General features: G+C 58.3%; 13 protein-coding genes, 1 tRNA gene and 1 pseudogene. 5 read left to right on the forward strand and 10 right to left on the reverse strand.

Annotation, left to right across the window (positions count from 1 at the left end; genetic code table 11):
- The first annotated feature begins 665 nt into the window (after nt 1-665).
- The 3 genes from OU997_RS14780 to OU997_RS14790 all read left to right on the forward strand — a co-directional run bounded on the left by OU997_RS14780 (nt 666) and on the right by OU997_RS14790 (nt 2,161).
- Nucleotides 666-1,091: a hypothetical protein gene (locus OU997_RS14780; RefSeq protein ID WP_267807282.1), complete on the forward strand. Its 426-nt coding sequence runs from the start codon at nt 666-668 to the stop codon at nt 1,089-1,091.
- Nucleotides 1,092-1,342: 251 nt separating this feature from the next.
- Entirely contained in the window at nt 1,343-1,759 is a 417-nt protein-coding gene (locus tag OU997_RS14785; RefSeq protein WP_146180702.1) for a hypothetical protein, read from the forward strand.
- 99 nt (nt 1,760-1,858) lie between these two features.
- A complete protein-coding gene (locus tag OU997_RS14790) occupies nt 1,859-2,161 on the forward strand; it encodes a hypothetical protein (protein WP_146189410.1) in 303 nt (100 codons plus the stop codon).
- 96 nt (nt 2,162-2,257) lie between these two features.
- On the opposite strand, the gene OU997_RS14795 is transcribed toward OU997_RS14790, so the two are convergent.
- Nucleotides 2,258-2,479: a DNA-binding protein gene (locus OU997_RS14795; protein WP_256583050.1), complete on the reverse strand. Its 222-nt coding sequence runs from the start codon at nt 2,477-2,479 to the stop codon at nt 2,258-2,260.
- Between OU997_RS14795 and OU997_RS20885 the strand changes: the two are divergent.
- Nucleotides 2,399-2,800, forward strand: a pseudogene (locus OU997_RS20885) (tyrosine-type recombinase/integrase); the annotation flags it as partial. The gene OU997_RS14795 and the pseudogene OU997_RS20885 sit on opposite strands and share 81 nt — an antisense overlap.
- Before the next feature lie 19 nt (nt 2,801-2,819).
- Here OU997_RS20885 and OU997_RS14800 read toward each other — a convergent pair.
- The 6 genes from OU997_RS14800 to OU997_RS14830 form a co-directional block, all read right to left on the reverse strand.
- A complete protein-coding gene (locus OU997_RS14800; protein WP_267807285.1) occupies nt 2,820-3,023 on the reverse strand; it encodes a hypothetical protein in 204 nt (67 codons plus the stop codon).
- Nucleotides 3,024-3,608: 585 nt separating this feature from the next.
- Nucleotides 3,609-3,682 (reverse strand) — tRNA-Gly (locus tag OU997_RS14810).
- A gap of 95 nt (nt 3,683-3,777) precedes the next feature.
- Entirely contained in the window at nt 3,778-4,662 is an 885-nt protein-coding gene (locus tag OU997_RS14815; protein WP_267807287.1) for an alpha/beta fold hydrolase, read from the reverse strand.
- A 400-nt stretch (nt 4,663-5,062) separates the two neighbouring features.
- On the reverse strand, nt 5,063-5,755 hold the full coding sequence (locus OU997_RS14820) for a pseudouridine synthase (RefSeq protein WP_108487790.1): 693 nt from the start codon (nt 5,753-5,755) through the stop codon (nt 5,063-5,065).
- Between the two features lie 2 nt (nt 5,756-5,757).
- Entirely contained in the window at nt 5,758-5,964 is a 207-nt protein-coding gene (locus OU997_RS14825) for a cysteine-rich CWC family protein (RefSeq protein ID WP_108487791.1), read from the reverse strand.
- Nucleotides 5,961-7,433, reverse strand: coding sequence for a sensor domain-containing diguanylate cyclase (locus OU997_RS14830; protein ID WP_267807289.1), 1,473 nt, complete (start codon nt 7,431-7,433; stop codon nt 5,961-5,963). Before OU997_RS14830 ends, OU997_RS14825 begins: the two co-directional genes overlap by 4 nt.
- A gap of 227 nt (nt 7,434-7,660) precedes the next feature.
- On the opposite strand from OU997_RS14830, the gene OU997_RS14835 reads away from it, so the two are divergent.
- Nucleotides 7,661-8,323: a class I SAM-dependent methyltransferase gene (locus OU997_RS14835; RefSeq protein WP_108538082.1), complete on the forward strand. Its 663-nt coding sequence runs from the start codon at nt 7,661-7,663 to the stop codon at nt 8,321-8,323.
- Between the two features lie 92 nt (nt 8,324-8,415).
- Here OU997_RS14835 and uca read toward each other — a convergent pair whose 3' ends face one another.
- The 3 genes from uca to OU997_RS14850 form a co-directional block, all read right to left on the reverse strand.
- On the reverse strand, nt 8,416-12,075 hold the full coding sequence (uca, locus tag OU997_RS14840; protein WP_267807290.1) for an urea carboxylase: 3,660 nt from the start codon (nt 12,073-12,075) through the stop codon (nt 8,416-8,418).
- Between the two features lie 208 nt (nt 12,076-12,283).
- A complete protein-coding gene (locus OU997_RS14845) occupies nt 12,284-12,919 on the reverse strand; it encodes an urea amidolyase associated protein UAAP2 (protein ID WP_267807292.1) in 636 nt (211 codons plus the stop codon).
- Between the two features lie 11 nt (nt 12,920-12,930).
- Nucleotides 12,931-13,659 (reverse strand): urea amidolyase associated protein UAAP1, encoded by a 729-nt coding sequence (locus tag OU997_RS14850; RefSeq protein ID WP_108490564.1) that lies wholly within the window; start codon nt 13,657-13,659, stop codon nt 12,931-12,933.
- Nucleotides 13,660-13,662: the final 3 nt, after the last annotated feature.

Below are 13,662 nucleotides of genomic sequence, written 5' to 3' on the forward strand. Positions count from 1 at the left end.
CACTTTACCTTATGCGTGCAACTATGGGGTCAATATTGTCGGCAACCGCGCGGAGAACCTAACAACGGTTTCAAACCGTTCGCTTCGCTCACTCGGGACGTGCTAAAGCCGGCTTAACCAAGCGTTAGGCCTGCAATGAAGAACACGATAATTGAGTTTAGACAGCAAAACTCGTCGTAATTACTGGGTTTGATGGCGTTTTCACCGGAGCCAGTGTACGGACTCGTCACAATATTATTAATAACAAGGTCCGTTACATGGTTGACTCGAATGGAGCTCTTTGGTTGTTCACTTTTGTGCGCACTAATTATTTCGGTATAAGAAAGTTTTTTAGCGCAGTCGTCTGGAACATTTCGTACGACTACTACACCTATACAAAAGAACCGGGCATATCGGTAGAAAGATTTCGGGAAATCATTGAGCCTCACCAAAGAGATTTGGATTCGGATCACAGCGAAAGGGCAGTGTGCCTCCTTGATTCCCTTGCCACTTGCGACCCTTCGGACCCGCTACGCAGCCATGTCCATCTACTCAACCTTTTAGAGCGCTCGTATGGTTTATCTGCCACTGGCAGCATAGCTAACAATTCATTCAAGCCGGAGCCACTTCGCGGCTCTGCTTATTTCAGGCATTAGGAGTCGCGAATGCGCGTACCGAGTCCCATCATGAGCGCTGTGTCTGAATTGCAGTTCCCTGTTTTGCTCTGGCGAAAAGGTTACTCGTTTGTTGCTTCGTCGCCTCTTGAGCTCTGTACGCACCCGAGAAGCCTGGTCGTTGAAACACAGAAGTTGGCTGCGGCCGGGGAGTTCACCGTCGCCGATTCAGCTGGTCGCATTTACAAGGTCAAAGAGTATGAGCAAGTCCCGCCATTCGGAGGCCTCATGCGCCTGCCTCACCTGGTACTGCGGTCAGTCTATGCAGCTCCAGTTCTCGGCGAGGTTACCCAACCGTCGCTCGCCGAATTCATCAACACGCTATCCAACGTGCTTGGAGCCCGCTTCGGAAAGTCATTCAAGAAAACCTTGCTTCAAGCACAGAGTTATGGCGAGGCCATGGCGCTGGTTGCCAAGCGCGAGAGCAAGGCTGGCTAGCGGTGCAAAAGGCGCCGCCTCTCATCTCAACCGTTAGGCATGAAAACAAAGGCATGTACGCGCATGGAAGTCCGCAGAAATCAGATTCCAAAACAACATGCGTTTCATCCAATATTTATGGCGGTTCAAATCGCTCGCTTCGCTTACTCAGGACCGGCTAAAGCGGGCCCCATAACCTATGGTTGGGCATTATGAATTCATCGAGTAATTTCCAATTTCCGATTGTCGGAGTTATCGAACGAGGCTCAAGCGTGAGCGCCTACGCGGCATGGAGTGAACGAGATCTGGAAACCTGCCCCTTTCATGAGTACTTGAGAACAAGGAACGCAAAGCACTCTTTGATCTGCGCGGACGGCTCTGCAAGAGCAGTGGAGAAGGTTACGCTGGCAGGGGTTGATTGGCAGCGCGTCATGGAGATCGGTCTCTTCATCCAGGTTGTTTCAGCGCTCCTGTCTTTTGGCAACATTCCAGCGCGTATCAGGCTGACGCACACTCAAATCCAACCTATCGCCCTTGACGAGACCCGCAATATTCTCCTCAAAGCATTGGCACAGCGACCGCATTTGTATACGCAACGAAGATCGCAAGGTGCTGTGCAATCATCATTGAAGCGGGCACGCTCGGTAGCGGATTTAGCAGCCTCTATTGCAAGTGAGCCTAAGCCGTGATGCCCAACCCACCAGTCAAGTTGGAGGCCTGTCAAGCTTCGGCTCTCCGATCATGCCGTCTCGTGCGGCGTCTCTTACATCCACGCTAGGACAGCAATAGTGCGTCCATACCCTTCAAGAAGTTATCAGGCGATTTTTTGGCTTGTATTCGGTGGCGCACTCGCTTATTGCGTATACGGCTTGATCGTCGGTGATCTTTATTTTGTAGGTAAAAGTGGCCGTGGCGCTCACTTGCACGGAGTGCCAGCTTGGTGCTTTACCGCTTTTGTAACCTTCTTGGGAGCAGGGGTCTGGATGCGAGAGTTCTCAACCATTTCCTCTCGCTATCGAACAAGATTTGAAATCCTTTTTCTTGTCTCCGGCTTTTCTCTACTTGTTCTTGGCTGGAACTATTCACCTTAAAGCCTTAGCCCTGCCATCTAGAGGGTATTTCCGGCTAATCGCACCTGGCTCCATGTGCTCGGGCATACCAGCGTCTAGTTGCTACCTTGGTGATCGCTATCCCGCGTTGGGTTGGTTCAAGTTTCGATTGGCTTCGTCGTAGTCCGGGCTGGTTTGGCCCGACTCTGGGGCGATCTGACCGCTTGCCAGCCATAGGACGTACTGCGGATAGATTTTCACCAGCACATCGATCTCTTCAATACCAAGTCTCAGCGGACTCGTACTATCCCGATCCAACCAGACCTTGAAAGGGCGTTGCTTGACTACTTCAAGGCCCATGGCCCGTTTCCGAACTGTATTCGGCATTTCAGCCGCGTCCAGGAATCGACATTGATCAAGTTACCTGCAGGTCAGGCAACCCATGTGCTTTGACACACATTCGCCAGTCATTTCGTCATTACGGGCGGCAACATCCTTACCCTGCACAAGGTGCTTGGTCACTCCTCTGTCACCATAACCATGCGCTATGCACACCTGGCCCCGGATCACCAGCAGGACGCTTTGCGCCGTAATCCCATCTTCGACACTTTTCGACACCGACCTAAGCCAGAAAGCAAAAAGCCCCGAAATTTTTTAGAAATCAGGGCTTTTAAAGTTTAGCTGATGTTGTTTTCAGTAATTAGGCAGTCTCACTTTCCAACGCCTCAACTATTTTTTCTAACTGAGCTACAGGTAGGTCATGTGGTGCCTCAATACGATCTTTCAACTTCTCTGAGAACTCAACAGCAGACTCTTGATCTCTAAACATGAGCTGAATGGTTCCAGCATTTACAGACCATTGCTCTCCGTCTTTTGCCATCACCTTCGAAATCGAAATATTCATGCCAGCTCCTTCAGCGAATTGAATCGAACAGCGATTTTTAAGCAAAAAAAAGACCAACAGCGTTGGCCTTAACTTAAGGTACGAGCAGCACCTGATGACAATCAGATGAGCCTATGCTGATCCAGAATTGTTGCATATATATGACTGCTTACAAGTCCAGCTATCCGTTTGTCTGGTCGCTGCTAACTGAAACTTTTTCGAAATATTTTTCCAATAGCTTGCCGTCTTCACTTTGAGGGCAAGATTTTGAATCGCAACACACGCAAGACACTCACCGCCATTGCTGACCACAACGAAGATGCTGCTATTGCGCTGATGCGCGCTGCAGAGCGTACAGGCGATGAAGTCCTTAGGCATCAAATGCTTCGTGTCATCCACCGCCTTAACCAAGATGCAATCGACTTGCGCTCCCTTCGCGATGATGCTCAGTCATCCGTACGCAAGCTTGCTTGACCGTCTTGCCGCATTGGCCAGACTCTTTCCAGGTCTGTAATCAACCTTCGACACTTCTTCGACACTGCCTGACGCCGAAAAGCAAAAAGCCCCGAAGTCTGTAGAGAATTCAGGGCTTTAGAAACTGCTATTTGGAGCGGGTGATGGGAATCGAACCCACGGCTCTAGCTTGGGAAGCTAGGGTATTACCATTATACGACACCCGCAGCGGGTGCCTTTATACCGGAAGTCTTGGCCGAAATGAAGCCTGCAGCGCGGCTATCTGTGGCTGGGCGCTGCAGGCTTGGGGCGTAGCGGTGGTTCATACGGCTATCGCGTGGTGCAAGCCGTGCTGTGGACGGTAGCTGGAGTTGGTGCGTGCCGGGGCCTGCAGGAACTTGAGCATGACGGACTGACTCTGCAGCCAGGCCTTCTTGTGCTCCATGTCGAGAAAGTGCCCGGTGTTGTCGATAGTGGCGAACTGGCAGTCACTCAGGTACTCAGCAAACAGGCGCACGTCATCCGGAGCGGTGTATTCGTCGTGCTCGCCGTTGATAAATAGCAGCGGGATGTCGATGGCCGACAGGCATTCCATCTGGCAGTGGTTGTCCATGTGCACCACCTGGTTGATATGCGCATGCATTTGCAGGTACTCGTGGCTTTCCAGGCTGCTGATATGGCGCTGGTTGTAGCGTTTGAATAGAGAGGGCAAGTATTTGCCGATGGTGCTGTTTACCAACCGCCCGACATTCTCGCCGTCGATGGCCTGCAGGTAGGTCATGCCTTTTTCCAGGTAGTCGAGCATTGGTGCGTTGAGCAGTGGCGAAAAGGAGGTGATGACCGCCTTTTCGATGCGTTCGGGGCGTTGCGCCAGGGCCAGCATGGCGGCTACGCCACCCCATGAGAACGACAACAGGTAGTCAACCTGAAACTGCTCAATCAGCTCCAGCAGAATGCTGGCTTCATCTTCCTTGCTGATCGGTCGGATATGGCTGTTGTGTGGCTTGGACTGGCCGGCGTAGGGCTGATCGTAAAGCACCACATTGAACTGTGGTTGCAGGTATTTGAGGGTTTGCGCAAAGGCGGCGGTGGTGGCCAGCGAGCCGTTGATCAGGATGATGGTCTTGCGCGCGCTGGGGTTGGCATAGAACTCCGTGTGTACCTTGAACGTCCTGTGTATATCGACGACAGCGGTGGCTGGCTTCATGTCGTTTCCTCCTGGCGCAAAAATGGGCATGGCAAAACGGCGGTGCCGTTGAACCGGGCTAAGCAGGACAGTCAGGAAAGCGCCTGGACGTGACAGCAGGATGTCAGGCTGGAGGATTTTATAAGTTATTTATTTTCAATTAGTTAGGGCTGAAATAGAGCATCCGTCCACACCCTTTAGCAGGTGTGGAGTGGCGTCTTTGACCAGGCAGGAACCCATTTCGCGCAGTGCGCAAGTAACCGATGAAACGTTTAGATGGCTTATGTGACTATTAAGTCACTATAAGACTTTATGGTTCAATTTAAGCAGCCGCGTTCGGGCTGACGCAAGTGAATATTGGAATATCGAACAACCGTCTGTCGGTTAGCTAGCTAAGTATGTGACTTGAGTGCGGACAGTCTTAGAAGCAGGCGATTTCCGCTGCTGTCAAGGCGCGGTACTGGCCGGGGGCTAACTGCGGGTCAAGTTGGATGGCGCCCATGCTCAGGCGATGCAGGCCGATGACCTTGTTCTGGAAGTGGCCAAACATGCGCTTGACCTGGTGGTAACGGCCTTCGTGCAGGGTCAGCAGGGCGCTGTGGCTATCCAGAATGACCAGCTCGGCGGGGAGGGTGGTGAGGTCTTCATAGGCGAAGTACAGGCCGCGGGCGAACACCGCAATGTACTCAGGAGTGATCGGCTGTTCGGTCTCAACCCGGTAGACCTTGCCCAGGCGGCTGCGCGGCTCGGTCAGGCGGCGTGACCATTGGCCGTCGTTGGTGATCAGCAGCAGGCCGCTGGTATTCAGGTCCAGGCGGCCTGCCAGGTGCAGGTCGTTTTTGTCGGGCTCATCGAGCAAGTCCAGCACCGTGCGGTGCTGTTCATGTTCGGTGGCGCTGACCACGCCGATGGGTTTGTGCAGCATGAAATAGCGTGCGGCTTTGCCGGCCTGCATCAGCTCGGTTTCAACCTCGATACGGCTGAACTGGCTGACTTCGCACAGGCCATCGCAAACCACCGCGCCGTCCACTCGTACGCAGCCGTTGGCCAGCAGTTGGCGGGCCGCTTGGCGATTGAGTTGGGGCTGGTTGCTAAGAAAACGGTCGAGGCGCATGGCTAGTCAGCCGAGGGTTCGGGCAAGCCCTGAGCGCAGCGTGGGCACAGGCAGCTGCGGTTGCGCTGCTCGGGCGGCAGCTTGGCCAGCTGCGCGGCATCGACCGGTACGTTAAAACACCAGCACTCGCTCACCGGTGCGTCTGCGCCAGCCTGGGCGCATTGGTTGAACTGCCCGCAGCAGGGGCAGCGGTGGGTGTCATCACTCACGCGATTTCTTCACACAGGCGGTTGCGGCCGCCCTGTTTGGCCCGGTACAGGGCGCGGTCGGCGCGGGTGATCAGCTGCTCCAGGGATTCATCGGCATGCAATTGCGCCAGGCCGATGCTGGTGGTGATGCGCAGCTGCGCGCCGTTGAAGCTGATGCTGCTTTGCTCGGTTTGCTGGCGGATTTTTTCGCCCAGCTCGCGTGCCTGCTCGGGTGTGGTGTCCTTGAGTAGCAGGATAAATTCCTCGCCACCCCAGCGGCAGATGATGTCGGACTGGCGCAGGGTGCTGCGCAGGTCGCTGGCAAAGCGGCGCAGCACTTCATCACCGGCCATATGGCCCTGGCTGTCGTTGAGTTGCTTGAAGTTGTCCAGGTCAAGCATCAGCGCGCACAGCGGGTTGGGATTGCGTCGGGCTTCCTGTACCGCCTGGTTGGCCAGCAGATCAAAGCCGCGGCGGTTGGGCAGCTCAGTCAACTGATCGGTAGTGGCCAGCGCGCTGATGCGGCGTTGATAACGGCCCATTGCCAGGCTGACCAGGGTGATGACGATGCTGGTGATCACTAAACAGATCAGCAGGTTCAGGTACAGCGACTTGCGGATACCGGCGATTGCACCGTCTTCATGCTTGTCGACAAACAGATACCAGTTCAGCTCAGGAATAAAGCGCACATTGAGGAAGTGGTCGCGACCATGCTCCTGGTACTCGAAATCCCCACTTTGCGGGTGTGGCAGTTTTTCCAGAAGCGCCTCAAGGCCGGGAATTTCTTTGAGTGACAGGCCAACTCGGGCACCCATCGGCCCACCGTTGGCACCGGTCAGTACCAACCGACCACTGGTGTCGACAAAGAACACGCTGCGTTCATAGCGCTGCTGGTAGGTGTCGATCAGCTTGACCACCGCATCCACCGTCAGGCCGACACCGGTGGCGCCGATAAAGCGCTGGTTGTAGTCGAATACCTTGTAGTTGATAAACACAGTCAGGCGGTCGTCGTTGGCCATGTCGACGTCGACATTGATCTCGTAGGGCGCCTGCATGTCACGCACGCGGAAATACCAGTCGTCGCGCGGTTCGGTTTTCTTGACCTGCTTGAGAACCCCCTTGGCCTGGTAGTAGGTGTGGGTTTTGTCGGAAACGAAAAAGCTGGTGACCGTGGCGTAGTGCTCTTGCACCTCGCGCAGGTAACGGGTGATCTGCTCGGAATCCTGTTCGCCGCTCAGCACCCAGTCGCGCACATAGGTGTCGCGGGACATCATCGAGGAAATCAGGATGGGTCGAACCAAGTCCTTCTGGATTTCCGAGTAAACGTTGTCCGAGGTCAGCGGCAGTTCAGTATTGATGATCCCGGCACGGATCGAGTTGAGGGCGGTGTAATAACTGGCCAGCGACGTGGCAAGGAAGCCGCAACCGAGCAGAACCAGCAGAAGCACGATCAAGGAGCGTTGATGCTTCAGGGGAGCGGGCTGTGACATGCAAAACTCTGCTGGTTAATTTATCGCCGCATTGTAGCCTCCGGCACGCCGCTGCGCTGCTGAAACATAAGGGCTTCTTTGTTGGCCAGCATGCTACTTGCTGCCACAGGCCCTGGCGGACTAAGGTGGGGCTCCATGAGAGTCTCCTTGGTGACCCGTTCTGTGTTGTTTGCATTGCGCCTTGCTGAGCTGCCCCTGTTTGCAGCCCCTCCAGCAATCGAGCCGCCATGCCCCGCCAGCCTGTACCCTACCGCATTCGCTATTTCACCCTGAGCATCGGTGTGGAGGATTTCCACTTGTGCTCTCTACGCGATAAACAGCAATTTGCCGATGACGATGGCCTCGCCGAACAGGCCGGTATCTCCTCGGCCACCTGGCCGTTGTTTGGCCAATTGTGGCCGGCCGGCGAGGTGCTGGCGCAAACCCTGAGCGGTATGGCGGTTGAGGGGCTGCGCATCCTGGAACTGGGCTGCGGCCTGGGGCTGACCAGTCTGGTGTTGCAGCGCCTGGGGGCGGATATCACCGCCAGTGATTACCACCCGCTGGCGGGGGAGTTTCTACTGCGCAATGCCGCGCTTAATCAACTGGAGCCGGTGCCTTATCAGCGCTGCGACTGGGCCGAGGACTATCAGCAACTGGGTCTGTTCGATCTGGTGATCGGCAGCGATCTGCTCTACGAGCGCGACCACCCCAGGCTGCTGGCCGGGTTTATCGCCCGCCATTGCAATCACCATGCAGCGGTGCTGATTGTCGACCCTGGGCGTGGCAATAGCGCGCGGTTTTCCCGGCATATGCTGGAACACGGCTATCTGCAGTTGGCTGATGGCCTGAACCTGCTGGATAACACGGATGCGCCGTTTAAAGGGCGCATCCTCAGTTATCGGCGTTAGCGCGTTGGGTGGATCGGGGCGCGTAGCTGACGCTTTTTCCATCCGCGGTGAGACCGCAGTTGGTGGATGGGCGAGGCGTCTCCATCTTACCGCTACTGAACCTCTTGCAGCACCACCACACGCTGGCCCGCCCGCACTGGCGAGCCGGGTTGCACACGCACCTCGCGCACCACGCCGTCACGCGGGGCGAGGAGGGGTATTTCCATCTTCATCGACTCCAGTATCACCAGCACATCGCCAGTTTTAACCAGATCGCCTTCACTCACCTGAACTTGCCAGAGGTTGCCGGCGATAGGGCTGTCGATGCTGTGCAGGCCCGCGCCGAGTGGGGCGTCTTCGTCGAGGTCGGCGGCCACTTCCTCGCTCTCGTAGTGCGCTTGACCGGAGGCGATCCAGCGCTGGCGTTCGGCGTCGAAGGCGGCACGCTGCTGGGTACGGAAGGCGTCGATGCCCTCAGCCTCGCGGTCGAGAAAGGTCTGGTAATCGGCCAGGGCCAGTTCGCTGTGCTCGGTGCGCAGCTCATAACGCCCCAGCGGGAAGTCTCGGCGGATGCGTAATAGCTCATCGGCCGAGACCGGGTAGAAGCGAATCTGGTCAAAGAAGCGCAGCAACCAGGGCTTGCCGTCGAACGCCGCCACTTCGCGGTAGCGGTTCCACATCTGCAGGGTGCGGCCAACAAACTGGTAACCGCCGGGGCCTTCCATGCCATACACGCACATATAGGCGCCGCCGATGCCCACGGAGTTCTCCGCGGTCCAGGTGCGCGCCGGGTTGTATTTGGTGGTGACCAGGCGATGGCGCGGGTCGAGCGGAGTGGCCACCGGCGCGCCGAGGTAGACGTCGCCCAAGCCCATCACCAAATAGCGGGCATCAAAGACCGTTTTGTACACCTCATCCAGATTCGGCAGGTCGTTGATGCGGCGGATAAATTCCAGGTTGCTCGGGCACCAGGGGGCGTCCTTGCGCACCGTGGTCATGTATTTGTCGATGGCCAACTGGCAGGCCGGGTCATCCCAGGACAGCGGCAGGTGAACGATGCGTGACGGTACTTTGAGGTCTTGTGCGGCGCACACCGCGTCCCACTCGCCAGCGACAATGCCGAGTAAATCGTTAAGGGCGAGGGTTTCCGGCTGGTAATGCACCTGCAGTGAGCGGATGCCGGGTGTGAGGTCGATCACGCCATGCAGTTGCTTGGCTTCCAGCGCCTGCATCAGGGCATGGCCACGGAAACGCAGCACCAGATCCAACTCAGGCGCACCGATTTCCAGCAGCAGGTGAGTGTCACCAGACAGGCGTGCGACCAGGCGTTTATCGGCTTCGCCGATGTCGAGGACGATGGGGGAGTTGAGGGTATGGGCTGTTGTAGGAGCGAGGGGGGCGTCATAGCCCTTGCCCGCGATCAGCGATATCGAAGGATCGCCAGCAAGCTGGCTCCTACAGAGATCTGTGCACTCGAGGTTGTTGGTTTTTGCCAAATGCCGTGCAGTAGCGATATCCACCGGCAGAAAACGCACCTTGTCACCGGCCTTGAGCTGGCCGAGCTGCCACAGATCGGCCTCGATGATGGTTACCGGGCAGACGAAACCACCCAAGCTCGGGCCGTCCGGGCCGAGGATCACCGGCATATCGCCGGTAAAGTCCACCGCGCCGATGGCGTAGGGGTTGTCGTGGATGTTGGAGGGGTGCAAACCCGCTTCGCCGCCGCTGTCGCGCACCCACTCCGGTTTTGGGCCGATCAGGCGCACGCCGGTGCGGCTGGAGTTGAAGTGCACTTCCCAGTCGGTGGCAAAAAACGTCTCGATATAGGCCGGGGTGAAGTATTCCGGTGCGCCGTGCGGGCCATAGATCACGCGGATTTCGCGCACGGCGGGCAGGGCGGTGCACAACTCGACGGGCAGTTGCGCACCGGCTTCGCCGTGGTTCAGAACGGGGATATGCAACACATCGCCGGCTCGCAGTGCGCGGCCCGCGTGACCGCCGAACTGGCCGAGGGTAAAGGTGCTTTTACTGCCTAAATAGTCGGGCACCTGAATGCCGCCCTGCAGGCACAGGTAGCTGCGTGCGCCGGCCCCCTGAATAGTGCCCAGGCTCAGGGTGCTGCCGGCTTTGATCAGCAGCGTGGTATTGAGCGGCTGTTCGATGCCATCCACCTGCAAGGGAATGACCGCACCGGTGACTGCCACTTGCGCATCGGTGTTAAAGCGCAGGGTCGGGCCGCTCATGGTGATTTCCAAACCGGCCGCGTCTTCGGCGTTGCCCAGCAGGCGATTGCCCAGGCGCAGGGCGCGGTTGTCCATCGGCCCGGACGGCGGCACGCCAACCGCCCAATAGCCGAGGCGGCCTGGATAATCCTGCACGGTGGTTTGCGTGCCTGCGCTTAGCACCTCGAAGGTCGTGGCGTTGTAGGTCAGGCCTTCCAGGCAGCGCGTCCACGGCTCGCCACTGGCGAACGGTGCGTCGACCAGAATCTGCCGCAGGTAATCGCGGTTGGACTCCACGCCATACAGCACGGTGTCAGCCAGTGCTTGGCTGAGAGCGGCGCTGGCCGCATCGCGGCTATCGGCCCAAGTGATGAGCTTGGCAATCATCGGATCGAAGTAGGGCGGGATCTCGCAGCCGGCTTCGACCCAGGTGTCGATGCGCAGGGCTTTACCGTCAGCCTTGGGGAAGTCCACCGCGGTGAGCAGGCCGGGGCTGGGTTGAAAGTCGCGGCCCGGGTCTTCGGCGTACAGGCGCGCTTGAATGGCGTGGCCGCTGGGTTTCAAGGTGGTTGCCAATTCGCTGAGCGGGGGCAGATCGCCTGCCGCCAACTCGATCATCCAGCGCACCAGATCAACGCCCCACACCTGTTCAGTGACGCCATGCTCGACTTGCAGGCGGGTGTTCACTTCGAGGAAATAGAAGCGCCCTGCTTCGCTGTCGTAGACGAACTCCACGGTGCCGGCGCTGCGGTAATTGACCGCCTTGGCCAGCTTGATCGCCGCCGCGCACAGCTCATCAGCCATGCCGACCGGCAGGTTGGGTGCCGGGGTTTCTTCCAGCACTTTCTGGTTACGCCGCTGCACCGAGCAGTCGCGCACGCCAAGGGCGAGTACTTCGCCGCGACCGTCGCCAAACACCTGCACTTCCAGATGGCGGGCGCGCTGGATGTACTTCTCGATGAACACGCCGCTGTCGCTGAAGTTGTTTTGCCCCAGGCGTTTGACGGCTTCGAAGGCGTCGGCGAGTTCCGCCGCGCTGTGGCACACGCGCATGCCGATGCCGCCACCACCGGCAGTGCTTTTCAGCATCACCGGATAGCCGACTTGCTCGCCTGCGACCCGCGCGGCGTCGAGGTTTTCCAGCAACTCGGTGCCTTCGAGCATCGGCACGCCATGCTGTTTGGCCAGGGCGCGGGCGGTGTGCTTGAGGCCGAAGACGCGCAGTTGCTCGGGCGTGGGGCCGACAAAGGCGATACCAGCGGCTTCGCAGGCTTCGGCAAAGGCGGCGTTTTCCGAGAGGAAGCCGTAGCCGGGGTGGATCGCGCGGGCTCCGGTTTGCTTGGCGATGGCGAGGATTTTCTCGACGACCAGATAGGTGTTGGCCGCCGGGCCTTCGCCGAGGCTATGCGCCTCATCGGCTTGCTGCAGGTGCAGGCTGGCGACGTCAGCCTCGGAGTAGACGGCCACGCCTTTCACGTCGAGTTGACGCAGGGTGCGCAGGATGCGGCAGGCAATGGCACCACGGTTGGCGATCAGCAGTTTGTCGAACATTCGAGGTGTCCTCGAAAGGGGCGGGCCGTCCCGCGGTATTCGGTCTGCACCCCGGTCGTCCGGGGTGGGCATTCAGTTCGTAGGGTGTAAAACCGCGAAGCGTTTTCCACGGGGCGGCCATCCTCCACGGGGCAGCTGCTAAGCGTCGGTGGATGTGAAAAGCGACATCCACCCTACGGTGCTCTTACTTGCAGCTTGTCGCTGCTTTTCAATCCCACACCAGCACTTCAGCCGGAGTTGGGTTGTAGCCGTTGCATGGGTTGTTCAGTTGCGGGCAGTTGGAGATCAGCACGATCACGTCCATGTGTGCGATCAGTTCAACGTATTTGCCGGCGGCGGAGATGCCGTCTTCAAAGGTCAGGCCGCCTTCGGGCGTCACGGGTACGTTCATAAAGAAGTTGATGTTGGCGCTGATGTCGGCTTTGCTCAGGCGACCGTCGTGCAGGCTGGCGCGTAAAAAGTTGTCGCGGCAGCTGTGCATGTAGCGCTTGTCGAGGGCGTAGCGCACGGTGTTGCTTTCCTGGGCGCAGGCACCGCCGAGGGTGTCGTGGCGTCCGCAGGTGTCGGCGCTGATGGTCAGCATCGGCTTACCCAGGTTGGAATACAGCACGCTGCCGGTGGTCAGGTAGACGCGGTTCTGTTTGCGCAGGGTGCGTTGCACGTCGTAGCGCTCGCGCGGGTTGGCGGCGCTGTAGAACAGCGTATCGACCGCTTGATTGCCTTCCAGATCGAGCAGGCGCAGGGTTTGCCCGGCTTTGACTTCACAGAGAAAGGGTTCGCCCGCGCCGATGGTGGCGCGGTACACGGCGGCTTCGGGGTGCTTGTTGCTTGCGGTAAGGGTCATGTGCGCCGGCCTCAGATATACAGACGTTCGGTGTTATGGAAGCCCCGCGCGTTTTCCGGGCGTGAGGTGCGGCACAGCACGCTGATGCCGTCGCTTTCCACCTTGTGCCAGCTCAGTTGCAGCGGCTTGGGCGCGTACTCGGGGTTGGGGTCCATGGGGTGCTGCAGGGCGGTGAGCACCACCAGCGTGTCCATCGGCGCGTACAGCTCGATGTAGTCGCCAGCCTTGGCGTTGTTGGCGGCGAAGTGGAAGCAGCCGTCGCTGTCGACCGTGACCTTGCTGAACAGGTTGAGGCACATCAGCAGGTCTTGCAGATTGAGGTTCCACTTGCCCATTTCCACCAGCAGGTTGTCCACGCCGTTGCGGAAGAAACCGTTGCGCAGTTGTTGATAGTTGCCGCTGCCGTACTTCTCCTGCACCTCTTCGGCATTCAACACGCCGCCGAAGCTGTCGTGCCAGCCGCAGGTGTCGGCGGTGATGGCGGCCAGCACGCGGCCCATGTCCGAATACAGGCAGTGGCCGGCGGTGAGTTTGGCGGTGTGCTGACACTTGAGGCTGTCGGGCAGGTTCAGCCGTTCGCTTTTCTCGGCTGCGTTGAGCAGCAGCAGGCTGGCATTGGCACCGCCTTGCAGGTCGGTGATGCGCAGCAACTGGCCGCGTTTGAGAACAAAGGAGGTGTGGCCGCCGCCGGGGACGAGTTCCTCGTAGAGGGTGGGGCGCAGGCTTAATGAGGCAGTCATCGG

Origin of the sequence: Pseudomonas sp. SL4(2022), assembly GCF_026625725.1 — a bacterium.
Lineage (GTDB): Bacteria > Pseudomonadota > Gammaproteobacteria > Pseudomonadales > Pseudomonadaceae > Aquipseudomonas.

Coding starts and splice junctions, on each gene's coding strand:
- OU997_RS14820 (WP_108487790.1), bottom strand. CDS start 5,755: ATGCGCCTCGACCGTTTTCTTAGCAACCAGCCCCAACTCAATCGCCAA.
- OU997_RS14815 (WP_267807287.1), bottom strand. CDS start 4,662: ATGAAGCCAGCCACCGCTGTCGTCGATATACACAGGACGTTCAAGGTA.
- uca (WP_267807290.1), bottom strand. CDS start 12,075: ATGTTCGACAAACTGCTGATCGCCAACCGTGGTGCCATTGCCTGCCGC.
- OU997_RS14780 (WP_267807282.1), top strand. CDS start 666: ATGAGCGCTGTGTCTGAATTGCAGTTCCCTGTTTTGCTCTGGCGAAAA.
- OU997_RS14795 (WP_256583050.1), bottom strand. CDS start 2,479: ATGGGCCTTGAAGTAGTCAAGCAACGCCCTTTCAAGGTCTGGTTGGAT.
- OU997_RS14835 (WP_108538082.1), top strand. CDS start 7,661: ATGCCCCGCCAGCCTGTACCCTACCGCATTCGCTATTTCACCCTGAGC.
- OU997_RS14830 (WP_267807289.1), bottom strand. CDS start 7,433: ATGTCACAGCCCGCTCCCCTGAAGCATCAACGCTCCTTGATCGTGCTT.
- OU997_RS14850 (WP_108490564.1), bottom strand. CDS start 13,659: ATGACTGCCTCATTAAGCCTGCGCCCCACCCTCTACGAGGAACTCGTC.
- OU997_RS14845 (WP_267807292.1), bottom strand. CDS start 12,919: ATGACCCTTACCGCAAGCAACAAGCACCCCGAAGCCGCCGTGTACCGC.
- OU997_RS14800 (WP_267807285.1), bottom strand. CDS start 3,023: ATGAATATTTCGATTTCGAAGGTGATGGCAAAAGACGGAGAGCAATGG.